Below are 20,476 nucleotides of genomic sequence, written 5' to 3' on the forward strand. Positions count from 1 at the left end.
AACGTGTCCTGCGCCACGTGGGACAAGCTGGTTGGCCACCTGCGACACCGGGCATCAGTGCGTGCCTTGCTCACGCACGGCGGCTGAAGGCTGCGAGGACTGGGCCAGGTCGTCCTTGCAGCGGGGATCTTGACGGTCTGGCAATGACCCGTATGCCCTTGGATCAGGTGGGACAGAAGCCCGCGTGTGGGGGGTCGATGGGGAGATCGGGGAGCCAGGCAGTGAGGCACTGCGCGCTCGGGACCGCTGGCTGGTCCGGAACCGGCTCCACGGTCGATGGCAGGTGCTGCAGGCGGGTTCGCAGGGCGTCCTTGGCATCCAGGACGTCCCGGTTGGGCGGGACTCCGGACGGCGTTGCCTCCCGGCACGGCGGGGCGCCGACGGCCGGGGCCTGGTCGCCGTCCTCGCGCCAGCGGGCCATGATCAGGGCAGCCGGCGAGGCCGGACGGCGGGGAACCCGCCAGACCGAGAGGTCGGCGGCGAGATCTGCGGCCGAGCGTCCGATGAGGATCCACGGTCGCACGGCGAAAGCGAGCCGGCGCAGGCCCTCGGCCTGGGTCCAGGGCACCCGGGGGCGGATGAAGGCAGCAACGGCTACCGCGTGGGCGACCTGTTCGGGGGCCGACCGGTAGGGCTCCGGTACCTGCGGGCAACGACAGGTCCGCGCGCGGCCGGGCCTGGGTGCGCAGGTGTTGTTCTTCTTCCGTTCCACCTCAGCTGAATGTCGTGGGGGGTTGGTGTTACAGGAAGGGGCATCACGACGCTGTACGGGTTGGGCGCCGCGCCGGGCGTGTGCGATGGCCAACTCGCGTCCGTACTCGGTGAATCCGATGTGCCTTGCATGGTAGCCGCGGCCGCTGATCCGGTGTCCGACCGCGTCGTCCCATGCGGGGGGCGACTACGGCGTAGATGGTGGCGGTACCGGCCCACTCGCGGCTTCCGGCGGGGCGGGTGTTGGTCCGGGTGCCGTGGACGGCCCGGACGAGGAGACCGAGTTCGCGCAGTACGGCGATGTGCCGCTCCAGGGTGCGGCGGCTGATGCCTGGGCGCCTGTGCGACGCACCGTCCCCGGAGCGCGCTCGTCAGGTCCAACAGGACGCCGGCGTAGTCGGATCCGAAACGTTCTACCCCCTGTAGGACCCTCAGACCGGGAGGGAAGACACCGCGCTGCTCGCCTACATGTTCGGCTGCGCCCACCCGCATTTCCTCTGGAACGCCACCGGATACCGTCCCACGGACGTCGAGGGCGACTGGCTCGACGGCTGACGTCTCAAAGCCGGGTGAGACAGCGCGCTGCCCGGTCGGGTTTCCGACCGGGCAGCGGCGTGTTCACACCGGGAACTCGACGGGCAGCCTGTCCAGCCGGGAATCCCAGGTGGAGGCGGTCGTGGTGAGCTCATCCGCCGGCACAGCCAGCCGCAGGCCCGGCAGCCGGTGCAGCAGGACGTCCACCGCAACCTCGATCATGGACTGCCCGATGCTCTGCCCGGGGCACTCGTGCGGGCCCGCGCCGAACGCCAGGTGCGACTGGTTGCCCTGCACCGAGACACCCGGGTCGGGCCGGACCCCGGGGTCGAGGTTGCCCGGGGCGAGACCGAGCACGAGCAGGTCGCCCTCCTCGATGCGGTGCCCGCCCAGTTCGACATCGCTGGCGGCGAAGCGCCCCGGCAGGACGGCCAGCGGCGGAGAGTTCCACATGACCTCCTCCACCACAGCCGAGATGTTCAGCTCACCGCTGATCAGCCCGGAGAGCCGGGAGGCGTCGGTCAGGACCAGCTGCAGCACCCGGGCCAGCAGATTGGTCGTGACGTGCGCGGCGATCAGCACCACGCGCAGGTGATGGACGACTTCGTCGTGGTCGAGGTCTGCGTGATGTTCCAGCAGCCCGGTGGCGAGGTCGGAGCCCGGTTCGGACCGCCTGCGCTCGGCGAGTTCACCGAAGATCTCCCTGATCACGCCGTCGTGCATCACGGCGTCCTCGCCGCCCTTGAGCACCTGGGCGCAGGACTCGACAAGCCGGCGCCCCTCCGCCTCGGCCAGCCCCAGAATGCGGGACATCACGAGCATCGGCAGCAGGTCGGCGTAGTCCGCCACCAGATCGGCGCGGCCGCTGTCCGCGAACGTGTCGATCTGCTTGTTGGCGAAATTCGTGGCGTGGCGCCGGACCCCGCGGCCGGCAGCAGCCTGCAGTACGTCGTTGACGGCGCCGCGCAGCCTGCGGTGCTCCTCGCCGTCCAGGGACACGCAGTCGGGACGCCAGCCGAGCATCGGAACCAACGGAGAGGTCTCCGCGATCCGGCCCTCCCGCCAGTCCCGCCAGTTCCGCGAGTCCCGGGCGAACTGGCGGGGGTTGTCGAGCACCCGCCGACTGTCCCGGTAACCCAGCACCAGCCAGGCCGGGACGTCGCCCTCCAGCAGTACCGGCGCCACGGAGCCGTGCTCCTTGCGCAGCCGCTCGTAGATGCCGAGCGGGTCGGTCGCCGCCTCCGGCCCGTACAGCCGGGTGAGCTCGGCCGAACCGTGGGCGACGGGGCAGCCGCGCGGTGCCTCGGGATCGTTTAAGGGCTGGGCGTTCATCGGGACTCCAGTGCGACGGCAGAGCGTTCCTTCAAGTGACGTATCAGGGCGACGAGGACGTCACGGCTGGAGGTCCGGTCGCGGGCGTCGCAGGCCACGATCGGGGTGTGCGGGGGGATGTCCAGGGCGTCGCGGATCTCTTCGATCGGGTGGTCCTTGGAGTCGGGGAAGACGTTCAGGGCGATGACGAAGGGGACGTCCTGCCGTTCCATCTCCTCGATGGCCCGGAAGCTGGAGGCCAGCCGCCGGGTGTCCACCAGGACCACCGCCCCGAGGGCGCCCTTGAACAGCCCGTTCCACAGGAACCAGAACCGTTCCTGCCCCGGCGTTCCGAACAGGTACAGCACCAGCTGGTCGTTGATGCCGATCTTGCCGAAGTCGAGGCTGACGGTGGTCTCCTGCTTGTCCGCCACCCCGATCAGGTTGTCGACGTCCGCGCTGGCCTGGGTCAGGGTCTCCTCGGTGGTCAGCGGCTTGATGTCGCTGACGGAGCGCACCATCGTGGTCTTTCCGGTGCCGAAACCGCCGGCGATCATCACCTTCACCGAGCGGGTGCCCCCGTCCGTCTGCCGGTCGGGGTGGTCAAAGCCTTTGAAGTCCACTGAGTACCTCCTCAAGGAGCGCGAGGTCGGGCCCGCTGCCGGCGCCTGACGCCGGAATGGGATCGCGGGCTTCGACGCGGCCTGCGTCCAGCAGATCGGCCAGGAGCACCGCGAGAATGTTGAAGGGCAATCCGAGGTGGGCGCCCAGTTCGGCCACCGACAGCGGATCGCGGCAGCGCCGGAGGATCTCCTCGTGCTCGTGCTGCATGCCGGGGACGGCCGCGTCGCGCGAGACGATGAGGGTCGCCACGTCAAGAGTCGACGCCGAACCGCCCGGTCCGCTGCGGCCACCGGTGAGGACGTAGTAGCGCTCGAGACCGGACGGGTCCATGGGCCGGCGGGGACCACTCATCCAGAGTGCTCCTCCAGGCGCGGAGTGGTGCCGAGAAGCTCACCCATCCTTCGCGCCAGGTCCCTCATCTGGTGTCCGAGCAGGCCCTGGTCGAGCCCTTCCTTGGCGAGGACTCCGAGGTACGTCTCCACGCCGGCCCGCACCACGAAGAGATGGCCGCCGTCCACCTCGATCATCGCGAGGCGCAACTGCCCCGCGTACTGCGGGAACTGCGCGGCGACGGGCTGGGCCAGCGCCTGCAGGCCCGCGACCACGGCGGCGAAGCGGTCCACGTCGTCGGGGTCGTCGGCGCCGTAGGAGGTGATGGCCTTGCCGTCGCTGGAGGCCACGAGGGCGAAGCGGATCTCCTGGATGCTCTCCGTCAGATCGCGGAGCGCCCAGCTCACGTCGGTTCCCTGTTGCGTCATGTGGACTAGTCGCTCTCTTCAGTGCGGTGCTCGTTGGACTCGCGTCCGGCGGTCGTCTCGCGTACGGCGTCCGCGGCCGGCTCACGCGGCGGGGCGCTCTCGCGTCCGGCGGTGGCAAAGGCCGCGAGACCGGCGAACGAGGTGTCCGGCGGCACGGCGGCCACGGGCTCCTCGGTCCGCTCGACGGACCTCACCGGTGTGGCCGGCGCGTCGGTACGCCTGCTTCTGCGACGCGGCAGACCGCCGGGCGTGGTGTCCACGTCGTCGGCGCCGGCCGCGGGCGGGGCCTCCACCGACTCGCGGGCGGACGCGGTCTCGACCGCGGCGGCCGGGGCCACCGGTTCCGCGACGGGGGCGGCCAACGGGCTGAAGTACTTGTGGGGAACCACGACGACCACCGAGGTGCCGAGCCAGGGCGAGTCCGAGAAGGTGACCCGGATGCCGTACCGGCGCGCCAGGGCGCCGACCACGCGAAGCCCGAGGTTGGCGTCCTCCGAGAGGCCACCGAGCCCGGGGCCGGCCGCGACGCCGTCCAGTGACTGCTCGGCCTCGCGCTTCTTCTCCTCGTTGAGGCCCTTGCCCGCGTCCTGGATCTCGATGCCGACGCCGTTGGGGACCTCCTTGCCGGAGACGACCACGGGTTCGGTGGGCGGCGAGTAGCGCACCGCGTTGTCCAGAAGGTGGGCGAAGATCAGCGTGAGGTGGTCCACCAGACCGCCGTCGACGCCGAGTTCGGGGAGGTGGCGGACCTGGACGCGGTCGAAGTCCTTGATCCGGCCGATGCCGCCGCGGACCACGCTGAGCAGCCGCTGCGGTTCCTGCCACTGGCGGCCGGGCCGGTCCGAGCCGCCGAGCACGCCGATGCTGGCGGCGAGACAGTCGGCGGGGCCGATCTCCTGGTCCAGTTCCATCAGTCCCTGGGCCACGACGGGCAGCCGGCCGTGCTCGCCCTGCATCTCGTGCAGACGGCCGCGCAGCTTGCTGGTCAGTACGTGGATGCGGTTGCCGATGCTGATCACGGCCTGCTCGGCCGAGGTGGAGCGGTCGAACTCCTCCTCGACACCGATCAACGCGGTCCTGAGCACCTTGCGGATGTCGGCGCGCAGCTCGGGGCTCGCGTCGCTCTCCTCGGCGACGGACATCAGGATGTCGTCGATCGAGTCACCTTCGCGCAGTTGCTTGAGGGCATGCGGAAGGAACTCGTCGCCGAGGCGGGCGATCGCCGCCTGCTGACGGGCGAGCTGGTCCTGCCAGGCCTCGGTCCGCTCGGTGAGCCGCGCCTCGGAGACCTGCGTCTCCTCGGCGAGCCGGGCCTCGTGGGCCCGCATCTCCTCCACGAGTCGGACCTCGTAGGCCCGCGCCTCCTCGGCCATCCGCGCCTCGTAGGCCTGGGCCTGCTCGGCCAGCCCGGACTCCAGGGCGGAGCGCTCGGCCGCGAACTTCCGCTCCAGGCCCGCCACATGCTGCTGCCACTGCTGGGAGTGCTCGGCCTGCGAGGCGCGGAAGTCACCCGCGTTGCGGCGCAATTGGCCCTGGGAGCGGACGAGGAGCCGTACGCAGACGGCGCCGGCCGCGGTGGCCGCGGCGCCGGCGAAGGTCGCGGGTATCGGGACCTGGTCGGGCCCCGCGACCGCGGCGGCGACGGTACCCGCTCCTAAGGCGAGTGGCATCAGCCACCAGCTGTACCAGGCGACAGGTGCCCGTGCCTCCGGGGGCGGAGTGGCAAGTTCCATCTGCATCCTTCGAAGCAACACAATCGAACGGGGGGGTGTGCAGACGCCGCGTGTGTCGAGCACGCAGCGCTGGGCGACCGAGCGTGTTCGTGTCAACTCGCAGCGCCGCAGGGGAGCTTATCGGGTTTGAGATCGAAAGGATCAACTCCCCGCAGCGCATCGGTGAGCATTCGGTCACGCTCGACCAAGAGTGCTCAAGTCGACAAAATCATGCACCGCAATGACAGCGGTGAACGCTTCGTCACGATCCGGCTCGGCTGATGGCCATGCACCCCTGGCCCGCCCGGGCCTTGACCATCGCTGGTCAAGGCCACTTGGAGATACAGGATTACGGCGTCCCGCGAACCGGACCTCCAGCAGCGTTGCGGGTGGGTTGATCGATCTCAGCACCGTCGAACCGCCCGCCGCGGACGAGACGATCGGCAGGCTCATGCAATACGGCGCGTGGACGCCATTGCGGTGAGCCCACCTCGGCTCGATCGCCGCGATGGGCTCACCGCGCCACGAACAGCTCCCGGCACGTCCGCGGCTGGTCCGCTACCGGATGCGCCGCGCAGACGAGTTCATGCGCGACCGACTGCACGATCCCGACGCAGCACTTCGAGACGCGGCTGACATCACCTTTCACGCCCTCCGCAGAATCCGGTTCGCCCCCGCCGCCGCCGCCGTCGTGGCGAGCAGCCAGCCGAGGCAGATCAGCAGCATCGCCGCCCACTGCAGTCCGTCGCGCGGGCTGAACGCCCCCTCCTGGCCGAAGTCGACCAGGGGCAGCACCAGGTCGAAGGTGTAGATGACGGGCTGGAAGTGGGGCGACTTGCCCGGATCCAGGGGCTGCGGCGGCCACAGCGTGAACAGAAGGCTGCCGCTCAGCATGATCGCGCACAGCCACCACACCGCGCGCATGGGCCGGTAGCCGTAGCCGACGGTGATGTCCTGGAGGCGGCTCCACACCCGCCCCGGCCACGGCAGGGTGCTGCGCAGCCGGCGCTGCTTGGCGAGCAGCACGGTGCGGGCGTCGGCGTCGTGGCCGTGCCGGCGGTAGGAGGCGGCGAGTTGCTCGTACGGCTGCGGGGCGAAGCCGTCGTGGTCACGGGTAAGCAGGGGAAGCCGCTCCGCGGCAGAGTGCCGGGGCAGGAGGCTGTCGGGGGCCGTCCACCCGGCACAGGGCGATCTCGCACGTCCCACCGATGGACACTCCGACGGCGGACAGACCGGGCAGCGTGCAGCCGCGCATCTCCAATCCCCCGAATGACGCGCCGTCGAGGCAGGGCGCCTCGGTGAACCGGCACCCGTGCAGTCGCAGCGTTCCGGCCACGACGGCCTCGGCCAGGTCGAGCCGCCCGATCACGCGTACGCCGCGCAGTCTGAGCCGGGCCAGATGCCCGGGCTCGACGAGCGGCGGAGCCAGCAGCAACCGCCGTACGGCCGACGCCCGGACCCCACCCTCGTCCTCGAACCACTCCCCCCGGCGGAAGGCTTCCCACATCCCGCGCTCGCGCACGCTCCAGCCACCCGGCGCGAGACTGCTCGACACATCAACTCCCTTATCGATCAAGGTAATCGCTGCATCGCTACCCCGGTCGCCGGTGGGGCAATCCGCCGCAGATCACAAGGGCAGCCCCAGCGTGAGCGAACGAGCCACAAAGCCGTGACGCTCGTAGAAGCGGATGGCGTCGGGGTTCTCCGCGTAGGCGGACACCTCCGCCTCCTCGGCGCCCCGCTCCTTCGCCCAGGCCACGAACGCCTCGACCAGCCGGGCACCGGTCCGCGTCCGCCGGTTTTCCGGCCGCACGTACAGGCTGACCAGCGTGGCGACCTTCACCGGACGTTTGTCCGAACCGTCCGCCACCGTCCCCGACAGGTGTCCGACCACTTCCCCACCGTGCTCCACAACGAGCAGCAGCAGCCCGGGGTCGTCCAGGCCCGCGGCGAAACGCTCGGCGCCGTGCCGGAGCGGCCAGTCGACGTCGACGCCCGGGTCACGGGTCCCGGCGTCCTCGGCGAACAGTGCGGCGCTGGAGGCGACGAGGCCCGGCAGGTCCGCGGCGCGGGCGCGACGGACGATCACTTCGAGATGCGGTTGATCAGTCATGAGGCGCGAGGTTATCGCCGAGGACTGACATGGCAACTTCATGGACAGTCGTCCAGCTATAGTGGACACCTGTCCATGACGTAATTCGGCGTATGACCGCGTACAAGGGAGCCTGTCGACGATGGAGATCGTGGCGAACGTGCTGGTGGGGCTGGTGGCCGCGCTGCACGCGTACATCCTGGTGATGGAGATGTTCCTGTGGGAGAAGAAGCCCGGGCGGGGGCTGCACGGGTTCGACCCGGAGATGGCGCGGGCCACGGCGCCGATGGCCGCGAACCAAGGGCTCTACAACGGGTTTCTCGCGGCGGGCCTGGTCTGGGGACTGATCGCCGCGGACCCGACCGGGTTCCGTGTCCAGGTCTTCTTCCTGGTGTGCGTCGTGGTCGCCGGGGTGTACGGGGCCGCCACGGCCAACCGCCGCATCCTCTTCGCGCAGGCACTGCCCGGCGCGCTCGCCCTGGCCGCCGTCCTCCTCGCGCAGTGACGCCCGAGGCGCCGCGGACCCGCGCCGCGGCTCCGGAGGACCCGCGGGCCGCCCGGACCCGGGCGAAGCTGCGCGGCGCCCTCCTGGAGGAGTGCGCCCGGCGCCCGTTGGAGGAGGTCGGCGTCGCCGAGCTGGTGCGTCGGGCCGGGGTCGGCCGCGCCACGTTCTACGTGCACTATGCCGACCTGGAGGCCCTGGCGGTCGACGCCTGCGCCGATGTCGTACGCGAGGCCGTGGACGCGCTGCACGCCTGGCGCGGGCGGCCCGACCCGGTGTCCGCGCCGCGCGCCCTGCTCGCGTTCTTCGCCGAACTCGCCCCGCACACCGCCCTCTACCGCGCCCTGCTGAGCCCGGGCGGCGGCGGCCCGCTCGGCCGGGTCCTGCACCGGGACCTGCGGGCCCGCAGCCTGGCGGAGCGCGAACTGGTGGGCGCGGCGGACGCCCCGCTCATCGCCTCCGCCGTCGCCGCCACCTTCGCGGGAGTCCTCGCCGACTGGCTGCACGGCCTCCTGGAGGGCGCCCCGGAGGACATCGCCCACCAGGTCTGGCAGTTGCTGGTCGCCCTGCACATGAGCCGGTGAGCCCGGGACCCGACTCGTGTCACAAACAAAACCGTTCGCGCCCCCGATCAAGATCATGGCAGCATGCCTGGCATGACGACGAACCGAAAGGTCCATGCCGCGTAGCCGGCCAGGACGCGTACGGACCGGCATCTTCCACCACCGGACGCAACAAGCAACCCCGGACATCGACGGCCTGTCCGCACGCTCGATGTCCGAGATCCGCCACCTCGAGCGCACCCGCAACTACCTGCAGCCCGGAGCGGTCGGCGCGGCCGTGCGCCTGTGGAAGAACTACGTCCACCGTCCCGAGCGCGAACTGTGGCGCGAGTACGAGTGGGGCAACCCGTACGACGAGTGCTGCGGCGACCCTCTTGAAGCCCGCGCTCTCCTGGACAACGTGCTGCGGGCCATGTCACCTCGAACCGCCCGCGAACTCCGACAGATCGTCAGCCGCTACGACGCCGTCCGGAACCACCGGTCACCGCCCTACGACGTCGGCTGAGGCTCGGCACAATCCCCAAGCGCGTACAACTCCTCAGGCGCACCCCGTCCCCTCCTTCGTCCGCGGCCAGGCCTCCACACCGTCCGGGGTGCGCACGTAGACCTTCGCCTTGTCGGGCGTCACCCACAGCCGCCAGTCGCGGAAGCGGTAGCCGGTGTCGTGCGCGTCGGCGGGCATGCGCACGTCTGCGTCGTATGCGGAGGTGAGCAGTTGCGTGCCGAGGACCCCTTCCGGGTCGCGCGCGTACAGCACGGAGTCCCTGCCGTGTCCGAGGCCCAGGAAGTGCGCGCTCTGCCAGTCGCAGTGCTCCGCCCCCTCGGAGCTGCTCACCTTGGTGGTGGCCACGCGCCGGCCGTCCCGGTCGGTCCAGATCTCGTAATCCTTCGAGTCGGTGAAACTCGCCGGGAGTTCGGCCGGGTCGCAGGAGGCGCTGGTCTCCGGCCCCCAACCGGGCCGGTGCGGCTGGTCCTTGGCAACGACGACGGCGACCTTGGTCCGGCCGTCGACGTCGAAGGAGAACAGGACGCGGCCGGACTCCTCGCGCTCCACCCGGTAGCCGGACCGCGGCACGTCGGCCTGCTCGATGTCGAAGTACGCCTGGAGGCCCCCTTCCGGCGTGGAGCCGCCGTCGCCCTCGCTCCACCGGTCGGCTCCGCCGCCCTCGTAGATGTCCCCGTCGCATTCCAGGGCACGACCCGCCGCACCCGAACTCGCCTGCAACGCCCGTACGGTGCCCTCGTCCTCGTCACCGTCCTCGGGGGGAGGCTTCAGCGGCACGTTCAGCGATCCGGCGTACGGCGTGGGCGGCGGCGTTCCGGTGACCACCAGGTCCTCGCGGGTCTCGTCACCGCACGCCGCCGCCGTCAGCCCGACCAGCACCACCGCCGCCGCGATTCCTCTGCGCATGCCCCGCCCCTTGTCCGCCGACCGTCGTGTCCCTCCTCCGACGCACGGGTGGCCGAGATCGTTCAGTGGCTGACGGCCCCCGCCCGGAAGGTACGCCGGTACGCCTGCGGTGAGACGCCGATCGACGCGTGCAGGTGCTGGCGCAGCGAGGTGCCCGTGGCGAAGCCCACCTCGCCGGCGATCTGGTCCACCGAGAGATCGCTCGCCTCCAGCAGATGGCGGGCGCGGGCGACCCGCTGCTGGATGAGCCAGCGGCCGGGGCTGATACCCACCTCGTCCTGGAAGCGGCGGTTGAAGGTGCGCAGGCTCATCCGGGCGTGGCCCGCGAGGTCGGCCAGGGCGAGCGGGTCGCCGAGCCGCCCGAGCGCCCACGCCCTGGTGGCGGCCGTGCTCGACGCCGACGGGTCGGGGACGGGCTGCTCGATGTACTGGGCCTGGCCGCCGTCCCGCCAGGGCGGCACCACGCAGCGCCGGGCCACCTTGTTCGCCAGCTCGCTGCCGTGGTCGCGACGGACGATGTGCAGGCAGACATCGACTCCGGAGGCGGCACCGGCCGAGGTGAGAACCTTGCCGTCGTCGACGAACAGCACGTCCGCGTCGAGCGGCACCTGCGGGTACATGCTGCGGAAGGCGTCGGCGACCTGCCAGTGTGTGGTCGCCCGGTGCCCGTCGAGCAGGCCGGCCGCGGCGAGGACGAAGGCGCCGGTGCAGATGGAGACGAGGCGGGCGCCGGGCCGGATGAGGGCGAGCGCCTCGATGACCTCCGCGGGGAGTTCCCCGGTGACGCGCTCCGGGCTGACGGGGGCGATCACCACGATGTCGGCGGTGCGCAGCGCCTCGGGGCCGTGCTCCACCATGATCGAGAAGTCGGCGTTGCTGCGCACCGGCTTCCCGTCGACGGTGCAGGTCACCACCTCGTAGCGGCCGTCCGCCGCGCCGAAGATCCGGGCGGGGATGCCGAGCTCGAAGGGGTAGACGCCGTCGAGCGCCAGGACCACGACCCGTTCCACAGAAGACATGGCACGATCATATCGAACATTGGCAATCTTGCCATTTTCCTGGTGGGCGGATCCCGGCACGCTGGTGTTCATGAGCAATGCGAACACGATGCACGCGATCAGTCAGAACGTCCTCGGCGGCCCCGAGGTCCTGCAGGAAGTGGAGGTGGAGCGCCCGACGCCGGGACCGAGCGAGGTACTGGTCCGAGTGCGCGCGGCCGGAGTGAACCCGACCGACTGGAAGCACCGGGAGCTGGGCATCTTCCTGGGCCAGCCGCCCTTCGTGCTCGGCTGGGACGTCTCCGGTGTGGTGGAGGCCGTCGGGATCGGGGTCACCGTGCACCAGCCCGGTGACGAGGTCTTCGGCATGCTGCCCTACCCCTTCGGCGTCGGCTCGCACGCCGAGTACGTCACCGCTCCGGCCCGCTCCTTCGCGGCCAAGCCCTCCTCGGTCGACCACACGCAGGCGGGCGCCCTCCCGCTGGTGGCACTGACCGCCTGGCAGGCGCTGGTCGACACGGCCGACGTACAGCCCGGGCAGCGGGTGCTGGTCCACGCGGCGGCCGGCGGGGTCGGCCACGTGGCCGTGCAGATCGCCAAGGCGCGCGGCGCGTACGTGATCGGCACGGCGAGCGCCGGCAAGCACGACTTCCTGCGCGAGCTGGGCGCGGACGAGCTGATCGACTACCGGACGACCGACTTCACCGAGGCCGTGAAGGACGTCGATGTCGTCCTGGACACGATGGGCGGCGACTACGCCGTGCGCTCGCTGCGGGTGCTGCGCAAGGACGGCTTGGTGGTGTCGATCCTGCCCGGAAGCTCGAAGGAGCTGTCCGCCGAGGCCGAGAAGCTCGGTGTGCGGGCGGTCGAGATGCTGGTCGAGGCCGACCACACCGGCATGAAGGCGATCGCGGAGCTCGTCGAGGCGGGGAAGCTGCGCGCGACGATCGCCGAGACCTTCCCGCTGGCCGATGCCGCCAAGGCGCACGCGCTCGGCGACACCGGCCGGACCACGGGGAAGCTCGTCCTGCTGATGGACTGAGCCGGATCAGCCGGATGATCAGCGGGATCAGAACGTGAGCACGGGCTTGATCGTCTTGCCCGCGCTCATGTCCCGTACCGCCTGGTCGATGTCCGCGAACGGATAGGTGCCGATCAGGCGGTGCAGCGGAAGCCGCCCGTCCTTGACCAGCTTGACCAGGGCCGGGATGAGGGTCTGCGTCTCGCTGTCGCCGAGGGTGAGGCCTACGATCCGCTTGCCGGGCAGCAACCCGTTGACGTCCAGGGCGACTTCGGTGCCGAAGGGCGGGGCGCCGACGACGACCAGCGTGCCGCGGGCGGCAAGGGCGTCGGCGCCCTGGCGCAGCACGGCGACGCTGCCGGTGGTCTCGACGACACCGTCGGCTCCCCGGCCGTCCGTCAGGACCGCGAGGGTCTCGCCGAGATCGGCCTCGCCCGCGTTGACGGTGTGGGTGGCGCCCAACTCCTTGGCCAGCGCCAGGCGTTCGCCGACCCTGTCGACGGCGATGATCGTCGTCGCGGGCGTCAGCGCGGCGGCCATCACGGCGGACAGGCCGACGGCTCCGGCGCCGAGCACCACAAGGGTGTCGCCGACGCGCGGCGCCAGGACGTTCCAGACGGCGCCGACTCCGGTCTGCACCCCGCAGCCCAGCGGTGCGAGGGACTCGAGCGGTACGTCCCGGTCGACCCTGACCAGGCTGCGCTCGTCCACCAACGCCCGTTCGGCGAAGGAGGACTGACCGAAGAAGTGGCCGCCGAGCGGTTGCCCGTCGCGGCTGATGGTGCTGGTGCCGTCGGCGCGACGGCCGCCGATCAGGTTCAGCGGCAGCCAGGCGGCGCAGTACGCGGGGTGCCCGTCGCGGCAGTTGCGGCAGCCGCCGCAGGAGGTGAAGGACAGCACGACGTGGTCGCCCGCCTCCACGCCGGTGACGGCCGAGCCGACGGCCTCGACGACGCCCGCGCCCTCGTGGCCGAGGACGCCGGGAAGCGGGAAGGGCAGGCCGCCGCTCGCGACCCCGAGGTCCGTGTGGCACAGGCCGGTCGCCACCATGCGGACGAGGGCCTCGTGCGGACCGGGCGCGTCGAGCTCCACGTCGGCGAGGGTGAAGGGCGCTCCGCCGGACTCGACGACGGCTGCGCGGGTGGTGAGGGACATCGCATGAACTCCTAGGCGAGGGCGCTCAGTCGAGCGAGACGACGACGGACTTGACCTTGGTGTAGGCGGCGAGCGCCTCGGGCCCGTACTCGCGGCCGAAGCCGGAGTCCTTGACCCCGCCGAAGGGCACCGCGGGGTCGAGCATCGCCCAGTCGTTGATCCAGACGATGCCCGCCTGGAGCCGGTCGGCGACGCGGTGCGCGCGGGCCAGGTTGGTGGTCTGGATGCCCGAAGCCAGGCCGTACGGCGTGGAGTTGGCCAGTGCGACGGCCTCGTCCTCGGAGTCGAAGGGCTGGACGGTGAGGACCGGGCCGAAGATCTCCTCCTGGACGACGCGGGAGTCGTTGGACAGGTCCGCGATCACCGTCGGCTTGTAGTAATAGCCACCGTTCAGGTCGAGACGCTCACCGCCGCAGACGATGCGGCCGCCCTCCTTGCGGGCGAGTGCGACGTACTCCTCGACCTTGCGCAGGTGCTTCTCCCCCGCCATCGGTCCGACGACGGTCTCGGGGTCCCGCGGGTCGCCGACGGGCACTCCGGCGACCGCGCCGGCGAGGATGCCCACCACGGTGTCATACAGCGGGCGGGCGACCAGCAGCCGCGGGCCGCCCATGCAGAACTGCCCGGTGTTGAAGACGAAGCCCTTGATGACGGCGCCGATCGCCTTGTCCAGGTCGGCGTCCTCGAAGACGAGGTGGGCCGCGTTGCCACCGAGTTCCATGGTGACGGGCTTGAGCGCGTCCCCCGCGATGCTCGCCGCGTGCCGGCCGATGGCGGTCGAGCCGGTGAAGGCGACCTTGTCGATGCCGGGGTTGCGCAGCAGCGCCTCGCCCGCCACCGGGCCCGCGCCGGTGACGACGTTCACGACACCGTCCGGGACACCCGCGTCCTGGAGGAGCCGGGCCATGTACAGGGCACTGAGCGGGGTCTCGTCGGCGGGCTTGTGCACGACGGTGTTGCCGGCCGCGAGCGCCGGGGCGAGCTTCGAACTCGACAGGATCAGCGGGAAGTTGAAGGGCGTGATCGCGGCGACGACACCGAGGGGGCCGCGCCGCGTGTACGCGAAGGCGTTGAGCGGGGTGTCACGGGTGGCACCGTCCAGGGTCTGGGCGAGCGCGGCGCAGTACTCGTACTCGTCGGCCGCGGTCAGCACGTCGACGGGGCGGCACAACGAGATGGGCTTGCCCACGTCGAGGCTCTCCAGGGCGGCGATCTCGTCGACGTTCGCACGGATCAGCTCGGCGGCCCGGCGCAGGACGCGACCGCGCTCGCGGCCGCTCAGCCGGGCCCACGGCCCGTTGTCGAAGGCGTCACGTGCGGCGCGTACGGCGGCGTCGACGTCGACGGCGCCCGCCTCGGCGACGCTCGCGACCACCTGGCCGGTGGACGGATCGATCACGTCCGTCCGTGCGCCGTCGGCCGCCTCGCGCCACTGTCCACCGATGAACAGCCGCCCGGGCTCACTCTCGAAGGTGGTCGTCATTGCCCACTCCTCAGCTTGTTCGCCAAGATTTCAACAAACAGGATTCCTGTCTGTCCGCAGTCTCATTACAGACAGGTTTCCTGTCAATGGTCTAGGGTGAACCCATGGTCGTCACCAAGGCACCCCCGTCACTGCTCTACATGGTCAAGCAGGTGGAGCTCGTCGTGCGCGCACGCCTCGACGAGCTGGTGAAACCGGCGGGGATCACCGCACTGCAGTACACCGCGCTGACCGTGCTGGAGCGTCACGACGGCCTCTCGGCGGCCCAGCTCGCGCGCGACTCGTTCGTGACCGCCCAGTCCATGGCCGACCTGGTGCGCTCCCTGGAGAACCGCGGGCTCGTGCGCCGCGAGCGCAACCCACGCAACCGGCGCGAACTGCTGATCCTGCTCACCGACGAGGGACGCGAACTGCTCGCGCGGTTCACCGAGCCGGTGCGTGAGCTGGAGGAACGCATGGTCCGCGACCTCACGGCCCACCAGACCGACCAGTTCCGCGGGGCACTGTCCAGGGCCTGGCACGCGCTGTCGTAGCTCCCGCACACGACTCACGGGCCGAGCCGGGCCCATCGCGCGGAACAACAGCCCACATCCTGCCGGCCAACTCGCAGCGCAAATCGAAGACATATGTCAATCGAACATGCTGAAATTCATCCCAACGAGGGTAACTTGCAGAACAAGGAACGGTTTTGCAACCACCGGCACCCCAGTGACGTGTCTAGGATCTCTGGATATCGTCACCCCGGCCCCCGGTGACTCCCGGGCCCTGCCACCAGGCGTGGGTCAGCAGCCGGTTGGAGGCGATGTCGTCGTGCAGAGCGATCCTGCACCGCTCACGCGGCATCTGCGCGTACACCAACATCGGGGTCACACCGTTCTCGAGTTCCACGGCGAGATCGACATCGGCGCGGCCCTGGAGATCATCCCCTTCCTCGACTCCGCGACAGGGCGCCCGGCGCCGCAGCTCGTGATCGACCTGCGGCCCATCGAATTCTTCGACTGCTCCGGACTGCGCCTGCTGTTCCGGGCCAGGCGCCGCGTCCTGGCCGGGGGCGGACATCTGCACCTCGTCTGCACCCACCCGCTGACACTGCGCCTCCTCAAGGTGACCGGGTTCGCCGGCCTGCTGCCGCCGTCGGCGTCGCTCGACGAGGCACTCGGCCGGTCGGAAGCCACCGGAATCCATTCGTAGTGCATCCGTCGGGTGAACCGGCCCCGGGCTACCGACCGTCGAGCGCCTTGTCGAGGGTGAGGGCCGCGTCGATGAGGGCGAGATGCGTGAACGCCTGTGGGAAATTGCCCAGTTGGCGGCCCGTCAGGTCGATCTCCTCCGAGTACAGGCCCAGATGGTTGGCGTACCCCATCATCTTCTCGAACACCAGCCGTGCCATGTCCGTCCGCCCCGCACGGGCGAGGGCGTCGACGTACATGAACGTGCACAGCGAGAAGGTGCCCTCCGAGCCGCGCAGGCCGTCGGGCGAGGCCCCCGGGTTGTAGCGGTAGACGAGGCTGTCGCTGACCAGTTCCCGATCGATGGCATCCAGGGTCGATCCCCATATCGGGTCCTCGGCGCTGAGGAACCCGACCGTCCCCATGCGCAGCAGCGAGGAGTCCAATACGTCACTGCCGTAGTGCTGGACGAAGGCCTGGCGTTCTTCGTTCCACCCCTTGGCCATGACCTGTTCGTAGACGGCGTCCCGCTCCTTCTGCCACCGTCCGGCCGCCGACGGCCAGCCCTTCGACTCGGCGAGGCGCAGAGCGCGGTCGAACGCCACCCACGACATGACCCGGCCGTAGGTGAAGTCCTGGCGCCCGCCGCGGGTCTCCCAGATCCCCTCCTCCGCCTGGTCCCAGTGGTCGGCCAGCCAGTCCAGGTTCGCGCGCATCGAGGTCCATCCCCCATGCCCGATCTGGAGTCCGTGCTGGTGCGCGAAGTAGATGCTGTCCAGCGCCTCGCCGTAGATGTCCAGTTGGAGCTGCGTCGCGGCGCCGTTGCCGATCCGTACCGGCGCGGAGCCCGCGTAGCCCTCCCAGTGGTTGAGGATCTGCTCGTCCAAGTCGGACGAGCCGTCGACCTTGTACATGATGTTGAGCGGGCCCGTGTTCCCGCCGCTGCCGGCCCGCTCCTTGACCCGGTCGCTCAGCCAGCCGATGAACGCCCGGGCCTCTTCCGTGAAGCCCAGCCCCAGCAGGGCGTACACGGAGAAGGAGGCGTCACGGATCCAGGTGAAGCGGTAGTCCCAGTTGCGTTCGCCGCCCACTTGCTCCGGGAGAGCCGCCGTCGGGGCCGCCACCAAGGCGCCGCTGGGCGCGAAGGTCATGAGCTTCAGCGTGATCGCGGAACGCTCCACCATCTCGCGCCAGCGTCCTGCGTAGCGCGACTGCGCCAGCCAGGAGCGCCAGAACGCCTCGGTCTCGTCGAAGAGCTGTTGGTATGCGTCCAGGCGGACCTCGGCGGGTGGCCCCTCGGCGCCCATCTCCAGAACCAGCCCACGCTGCTGACCGGCCTGCAGCGTCAGCGACAGGTGCAGGTCGGCATCCTGGTTCGTGAGCACGTCGATGAGCCGCTCGTCCTCCGGTTCGCGGATGGGGTGCACGGTGAGTTCCGTGCCGTCCTCCGCGGCGAAGACCGCTCCGTGCGGGGTGATGTGCAACTCGTGCTTGCTGCGTCCGTAGTCGAACCGCGGAGCGATCTCCACCTGGAACGTCATGGTGCCGCGCACACAGCGGACCAGACGCACCAGCCGGTGGCGAGGGGTGGCCGTCGTCCCGGTCACGGGCATGAAGTCGACCACCTCACCGGCGCCCGCCGCGGTCATGAACCGGGTCACCAGGATCGCCGTGTCGGGCAGGTACAACTGCTTGGTCGCATGGGTCCAGTGCGCCGGACGGACCGTGCAGTGCCCGCCCTTCTCCTTGTCCAGCAGCGCCCCGAAGACACTCGGCGAGTCGAACCGCGGGGAGCAGAACCAGTCGACCGCGCCCTCGGTGGTCACCAGCGCCGCGGTCTGCAGATCGCCGATGAGACCGTGGTTCTCTATCAGTGGGTAGTCGTCCATCAGAGGCGCCCCTTTCGGTGTGCGATTCACCCAGCTACTGGGTCTTCCACTTCGCATTGTCGGGGATCGTTTTATCAGGCACTCGCACCTGAATGATGGACGGGCCGCTCGAGTTCTCCAGTGCACCCTTCACGGCATCCCTCAGCTCTCCATACGTGCCGACTTCCCACCCCTGGCAACCGAAGACCTCTGCCAGCATGCTGTAATTCCACCGGTGCAGCACGCAGGGCTTGTAGAACGGCTGGTCGGAATGGAATACCGCCGCATCGGCGAGCCACTGCTCCACGGCGTAGACGCCATTGTCGATGACGAAGATGACAGGATCGAGCCCAAACCGAGTCTGCGTCGAGAGGCATTGAGCGGTCATCTGGAAGCCGCCGTCACCCGAGAAGACGATTACCTTTTGGTCGGAGCTCTTCGCCAGGCAGATACCCGTCGCGGCCGGCGCGCTGTAACCTATCGACGAGTAGGACGACTGAACGATGAACCCTCCCGGGCCGGGCACATCGAGCAGCAGGCTCCCGAAGTAGTTCATGCTCGCGTCGGCGCCGACGATGGTGTTCCTGTCGATGTACTGCTGGATGAAGTTGTAGAACCCCTGGTATGTGATGACATCGGCCTCACCCACGGTCGGCACGCTGCGAGCCGGCTTTTTCGGCAGTTCCCGCTCTTTGGGCGCAATCTTTTCCGCCAGGATGCGGTCGATCAGGTGCTCCAGCGCGACCTGGCCACCGAAATAGGTTCCGAACTTGACCGCGTCGAACGACGCGAATGCGGTCTTTTCGTAGTCCGGGTCCCAGCCCAGCGAGTTGATGTCTGTCAGCCACACACCGAGAGCCAGTATGAAGTCAGCTTTGCTGGCCAGATCCGTCACGGCCGTCGATGATGCCTGGCCGTCGAGCACGCCGACAAAGAGCCCATCGTCTTCGGAAAGCACGGCCTTACTGAGGAGTTCCGTGACGAACGGGACGTTCAGTTGCCGGATCAGCCTCATGGCCTTGTCCTGAAGGCCGAGCCGGTCGATCTCCACGCCAAGCCAGATGAGCGGATTCTCGGCGCTTTCGAGCTGTGCACAGATCTGCGCGACCGACTGTTCCAGGCTGGTCTCATCCGACAGGGCCCTGGCCGGCTTCAGAACACCCGTCGGCGGCTCGCACTCCATGTCGACCATGTCCTGGAGCAGCTCGATATAGATCGGGCGCCGTTCACTTATGCACCGCGTCAGTGCGTAATCTATCAGCGTCGGTGCGAGGTCCGGATTCTCGATCCGTATGGCTGCGACCGTCAGGTGTTCGAACGACTGAAGATCCGTTTCACGCCCACTGATGAAATGATGCGCGCTGAAGCCGGTCTGCTCGAAGGTGATGGTCTTCTTTATGCTCGGTGTGCCGTTGATCAGCACAAGCGGCACCTTCTCGACGTAGGCACCCGCCACAGCGTTCACGGCAGACAGTGCACCTGGGGAGTAGGTGACGCAGAGGGCGCCGATTCCCTTCAGCCTTGCGTATCCGTCCGCCGCGTAACCGGCGTTTACCTCGTTGACTTCCTCGATGACTTGGATGCCGTTGGGCGCGACGTACCGGTTCAACCATTCTATCGAATAGTCGCCAGCTATTGCGAACAGGTGCTCCAACCCAAGTTGGCGGAGCCGGTCTACCAGGTACCGTCCTACAGTGCAGCCCTCGTTCATGATTGGAGCACCTCCGTGGTCAGTAGTCGCTCGCGCCACCGAACAGCCGGGGCATGTATATGTCGAAGATCCCCGGGCACTTCCGTTCCGGATACCGCTGGAGCATGAACTCCTTGAAGGCGTCGCCTGTCAGCCCGTTACCGATTGCCTGCCGAGCGGCAGAAAGGTACTCGACGTTGCGAGCGACTTCGTTCTTGTCCGCCGGCAGGCCGTGGCCCGGCATGAACAACTCGTAGTCCGATGCCAACATTTCTTGCAGCACCCGAGCCCAGTGGTCCATGTGTTTCGTCAGGTACAGATGTGTACCGCTGTAGACCAGGTCCTGAGCGAAATACACGCCCACCTCAGGGAGCCTGATGGCGAGGGTGAAATCGATTTCGGTATCTGTCACACGGTCGAAGACATACCTGACCCCGTCGATGGTCTCTTCACCGGGACCGGCCACTTGTTTGGGAACGACTATTTCTTCCGGGGCGAGGTCACCGAGTTTCCAGTGGTCGCTTCTCGAGTCTTCCCCATGATCGTGGATGAAGGTCATGGTCTCGGACAACGCGTAGATCGTTATGTCGGTGAACGCAGTCCCCAGACCGAACCAGTGGTCAGGGTGCCGGTGAGAGAGGTACAGCCTTTCGATCGGCTTGCCCAGGCTGTCCGCGTAATCCCTGAATGCCCTCGCATATGGGGCGAGGAACTGTCCGTCGACGAGAACCAGCTGATTCCTGGTTTCGATGATATGCGTGGCGTTCGCAATGTTGTTGTCCGCGAAGGACGCCACGAAGGTGTGAATACGGACGTCACCCGTCTTCTTCACGACCATGATGATGGGATCTGACACCTGAGCCAGCATTTCGAG

General features: G+C 69.1%; 22 protein-coding genes. 6 read left to right on the forward strand and 16 right to left on the reverse strand.

Going from position 1 to position 20,476, the window contains the following annotated elements; translation table 11 throughout:
* Nucleotides 1-163: 163 nt before the first annotated feature.
* The 9 genes from AB5J56_RS04195 to AB5J56_RS04235 all read right to left on the reverse strand — a co-directional run bounded on the left by AB5J56_RS04195 (nucleotide 164) and on the right by AB5J56_RS04235 (nucleotide 7,763).
* Nucleotides 164-568 (reverse strand): hypothetical protein, encoded by a 405-nt coding sequence (locus AB5J56_RS04195; RefSeq protein ID WP_369230145.1) that lies wholly within the window; start codon nucleotides 566-568, stop codon nucleotides 164-166.
* A 761-nt stretch (nucleotides 569-1,329) separates the two neighbouring features.
* Entirely contained in the window at nucleotides 1,330-2,577 is a 1,248-nt protein-coding gene (locus AB5J56_RS04200; protein WP_369230147.1) for a cytochrome P450, read from the reverse strand.
* Complete coding sequence (locus tag AB5J56_RS04205) at nucleotides 2,574-3,179, reverse strand: ATP/GTP-binding protein (RefSeq protein ID WP_327434041.1); 606 nt, start codon at nucleotides 3,177-3,179, stop codon at nucleotides 2,574-2,576. The genes AB5J56_RS04200 and AB5J56_RS04205 overlap by 4 nt, the downstream gene beginning before the upstream one ends.
* Nucleotides 3,160-3,531: a DUF742 domain-containing protein gene (locus tag AB5J56_RS04210; RefSeq protein WP_369230150.1), complete on the reverse strand. Its 372-nt coding sequence runs from the start codon at nucleotides 3,529-3,531 to the stop codon at nucleotides 3,160-3,162. Before AB5J56_RS04210 ends, AB5J56_RS04205 begins: the two co-directional genes overlap by 20 nt.
* Nucleotides 3,528-3,938, reverse strand: a complete 411-nt coding sequence (locus AB5J56_RS04215; RefSeq protein WP_327434039.1) for a roadblock/LC7 domain-containing protein — start codon at nucleotides 3,936-3,938, stop codon at nucleotides 3,528-3,530. Before AB5J56_RS04215 ends, AB5J56_RS04210 begins: the two co-directional genes overlap by 4 nt.
* Nucleotides 3,939-3,943: 5 nt before the next feature.
* Entirely contained in the window at nucleotides 3,944-5,671 is a 1,728-nt protein-coding gene (locus AB5J56_RS04220) for an ATP-binding protein (protein WP_369230152.1), read from the reverse strand.
* A gap of 624 nt (nucleotides 5,672-6,295) precedes the next feature.
* The gene (locus AB5J56_RS04225) at nucleotides 6,296-6,856 is read right to left on the reverse strand and encodes a hypothetical protein (RefSeq protein WP_369230154.1); all 561 of its coding nucleotides are present in this window, start codon (nucleotides 6,854-6,856) and stop codon (nucleotides 6,296-6,298) included.
* Nucleotides 6,759-7,205 carry a hypothetical protein gene (locus AB5J56_RS04230; RefSeq protein WP_369230155.1) on the reverse strand — a complete coding sequence of 149 codons (447 nt, stop codon included), beginning with the start codon at nucleotides 7,203-7,205 and terminating at the stop codon, nucleotides 6,759-6,761. The genes AB5J56_RS04225 and AB5J56_RS04230 overlap by 98 nt, the downstream gene beginning before the upstream one ends.
* A 72-nt stretch (nucleotides 7,206-7,277) precedes the next feature.
* Nucleotides 7,278-7,763, reverse strand: a complete 486-nt coding sequence (locus AB5J56_RS04235; RefSeq protein WP_369230157.1) for an N-acetyltransferase family protein — start codon at nucleotides 7,761-7,763, stop codon at nucleotides 7,278-7,280.
* 121 nt (nucleotides 7,764-7,884) lie between these two features.
* On the opposite strand from AB5J56_RS04235, the gene AB5J56_RS04240 reads away from it, so the two are divergent.
* From AB5J56_RS04240 to AB5J56_RS04250, 3 genes are all read left to right on the forward strand, one after another.
* Nucleotides 7,885-8,247, forward strand: coding sequence for a DUF1304 domain-containing protein (locus AB5J56_RS04240; protein WP_369230159.1), 363 nt, complete (start codon nucleotides 7,885-7,887; stop codon nucleotides 8,245-8,247).
* The gene (locus AB5J56_RS04245) at nucleotides 8,244-8,828 is read left to right on the forward strand and encodes a TetR/AcrR family transcriptional regulator (RefSeq protein ID WP_369230161.1); all 585 of its coding nucleotides are present in this window, start codon (nucleotides 8,244-8,246) and stop codon (nucleotides 8,826-8,828) included. The genes AB5J56_RS04240 and AB5J56_RS04245 overlap by 4 nt, the downstream gene beginning before the upstream one ends.
* A gap of 94 nt (nucleotides 8,829-8,922) precedes the next feature.
* Nucleotides 8,923-9,312: a hypothetical protein gene (locus tag AB5J56_RS04250; RefSeq protein WP_369230163.1), complete on the forward strand. Its 390-nt coding sequence runs from the start codon at nucleotides 8,923-8,925 to the stop codon at nucleotides 9,310-9,312.
* 33 nt (nucleotides 9,313-9,345) lie between these two features.
* Here AB5J56_RS04250 and AB5J56_RS04255 read toward each other — a convergent pair whose 3' ends face one another.
* Nucleotides 9,346-10,218: a hypothetical protein gene (locus tag AB5J56_RS04255; protein WP_369230165.1), complete on the reverse strand. Its 873-nt coding sequence runs from the start codon at nucleotides 10,216-10,218 to the stop codon at nucleotides 9,346-9,348.
* A 62-nt stretch (nucleotides 10,219-10,280) separates the two neighbouring features.
* Nucleotides 10,281-11,237 (reverse strand): GlxA family transcriptional regulator, encoded by a 957-nt coding sequence (locus AB5J56_RS04260; protein ID WP_369230167.1) that lies wholly within the window; start codon nucleotides 11,235-11,237, stop codon nucleotides 10,281-10,283.
* 70 nt (nucleotides 11,238-11,307) lie between these two features.
* On the opposite strand from AB5J56_RS04260, the gene AB5J56_RS04265 reads away from it, so the two are divergent.
* Nucleotides 11,308-12,258: an NADP-dependent oxidoreductase gene (locus AB5J56_RS04265; protein WP_369230169.1), complete on the forward strand. Its 951-nt coding sequence runs from the start codon at nucleotides 11,308-11,310 to the stop codon at nucleotides 12,256-12,258.
* 27 nt (nucleotides 12,259-12,285) lie between these two features.
* Here the strand turns inward: AB5J56_RS04265 and AB5J56_RS04270 are convergent, their stop codons facing one another.
* A complete protein-coding gene (locus tag AB5J56_RS04270) occupies nucleotides 12,286-13,392 on the reverse strand; it encodes an NAD(P)-dependent alcohol dehydrogenase (protein WP_369230171.1) in 1,107 nt (368 codons plus the stop codon).
* Nucleotides 13,393-13,417: 25 nt separating this feature from the next.
* Nucleotides 13,418-14,875 carry an aldehyde dehydrogenase gene (locus AB5J56_RS04275; protein WP_369230173.1) on the reverse strand — a complete coding sequence of 486 codons (1,458 nt, stop codon included), beginning with the start codon at nucleotides 14,873-14,875 and terminating at the stop codon, nucleotides 13,418-13,420.
* Nucleotides 14,876-14,979: 104 nt separating this feature from the next.
* Between AB5J56_RS04275 and AB5J56_RS04280 the strand changes: the two genes are divergently transcribed.
* Both AB5J56_RS04280 and AB5J56_RS04285 read left to right on the forward strand, forming a co-directional pair.
* Nucleotides 14,980-15,408, forward strand: a complete 429-nt coding sequence (locus tag AB5J56_RS04280) for a MarR family winged helix-turn-helix transcriptional regulator (protein WP_369230175.1) — start codon at nucleotides 14,980-14,982, stop codon at nucleotides 15,406-15,408.
* 277 nt (nucleotides 15,409-15,685) lie between these two features.
* Complete coding sequence (locus AB5J56_RS04285) at nucleotides 15,686-16,066, forward strand: anti-sigma factor antagonist (protein ID WP_369230177.1); 381 nt, start codon at nucleotides 15,686-15,688, stop codon at nucleotides 16,064-16,066.
* Between the two features lie 28 nt (nucleotides 16,067-16,094).
* On the opposite strand, the gene AB5J56_RS04290 is transcribed toward AB5J56_RS04285, so the two are convergent.
* Genes AB5J56_RS04290 through AB5J56_RS04300 form a run of 3 tightly spaced genes read right to left on the reverse strand, consistent with a single transcriptional unit; the run spans nucleotide 16,095 to nucleotide 20,458 of the window.
* Nucleotides 16,095-17,933 (reverse strand): glycoside hydrolase family 15 protein, encoded by a 1,839-nt coding sequence (locus AB5J56_RS04290; RefSeq protein ID WP_369230179.1) that lies wholly within the window; start codon nucleotides 17,931-17,933, stop codon nucleotides 16,095-16,097.
* A 34-nt stretch (nucleotides 17,934-17,967) separates the two neighbouring features.
* On the reverse strand, nucleotides 17,968-19,623 hold the full coding sequence (locus tag AB5J56_RS04295; RefSeq protein ID WP_369230180.1) for an alpha-keto acid decarboxylase family protein: 1,656 nt from the start codon (nucleotides 19,621-19,623) through the stop codon (nucleotides 17,968-17,970).
* Nucleotides 19,624-19,642: 19 nt separating this feature from the next.
* Entirely contained in the window at nucleotides 19,643-20,458 is an 816-nt protein-coding gene (locus AB5J56_RS04300; RefSeq protein WP_369230181.1) for an MBL fold metallo-hydrolase, read from the reverse strand.
* Between the last annotated feature and the right edge of the window lie 18 nt (nucleotides 20,459-20,476).

Source organism: Streptomyces sp. R21, assembly GCF_041051975.1.
Classification (GTDB): Bacteria; Actinomycetota; Actinomycetes; order Streptomycetales; family Streptomycetaceae; genus Streptomyces.

Bases quoted from the DNA above. Each gene is read 5' to 3' on its own strand.
- AB5J56_RS04265 (WP_369230169.1), top strand. From the start codon at position 11,308: ATGAGCAATGCGAACACGATGCACGCGATCAGTCAGAACGTCCTCGGC.
- AB5J56_RS04200 (WP_369230147.1), bottom strand. From the start codon at position 2,577: ATGAACGCCCAGCCCTTAAACGATCCCGAGGCACCGCGCGGCTGCCCC.
- AB5J56_RS04255 (WP_369230165.1), bottom strand. From the start codon at position 10,218: ATGCGCAGAGGAATCGCGGCGGCGGTGGTGCTGGTCGGGCTGACGGCG.
- AB5J56_RS04250 (WP_369230163.1), top strand. From the start codon at position 8,923: ATGCCGCGTAGCCGGCCAGGACGCGTACGGACCGGCATCTTCCACCAC.
- AB5J56_RS04270 (WP_369230171.1), bottom strand. From the start codon at position 13,392: ATGTCCCTCACCACCCGCGCAGCCGTCGTCGAGTCCGGCGGAGCGCCC.
- AB5J56_RS04275 (WP_369230173.1), bottom strand. From the start codon at position 14,875: ATGACGACCACCTTCGAGAGTGAGCCCGGGCGGCTGTTCATCGGTGGA.
- AB5J56_RS04260 (WP_369230167.1), bottom strand. From the start codon at position 11,237: ATGTCTTCTGTGGAACGGGTCGTGGTCCTGGCGCTCGACGGCGTCTAC.
- AB5J56_RS04240 (WP_369230159.1), top strand. From the start codon at position 7,885: ATGGAGATCGTGGCGAACGTGCTGGTGGGGCTGGTGGCCGCGCTGCAC.
- AB5J56_RS04220 (WP_369230152.1), bottom strand. From the start codon at position 5,671: ATGGAACTTGCCACTCCGCCCCCGGAGGCACGGGCACCTGTCGCCTGG.
- AB5J56_RS04295 (WP_369230180.1), bottom strand. From the start codon at position 19,623: ATGAACGAGGGCTGCACTGTAGGACGGTACCTGGTAGACCGGCTCCGC.
- AB5J56_RS04280 (WP_369230175.1), top strand. From the start codon at position 14,980: ATGGTCGTCACCAAGGCACCCCCGTCACTGCTCTACATGGTCAAGCAG.
- AB5J56_RS04290 (WP_369230179.1), bottom strand. From the start codon at position 17,933: ATGGACGACTACCCACTGATAGAGAACCACGGTCTCATCGGCGATCTG.
- AB5J56_RS04215 (WP_327434039.1), bottom strand. From the start codon at position 3,938: ATGACGCAACAGGGAACCGACGTGAGCTGGGCGCTCCGCGATCTGACG.
- AB5J56_RS04210 (WP_369230150.1), bottom strand. From the start codon at position 3,531: ATGAGTGGTCCCCGCCGGCCCATGGACCCGTCCGGTCTCGAGCGCTAC.
- AB5J56_RS04235 (WP_369230157.1), bottom strand. From the start codon at position 7,763: ATGACTGATCAACCGCATCTCGAAGTGATCGTCCGTCGCGCCCGCGCC.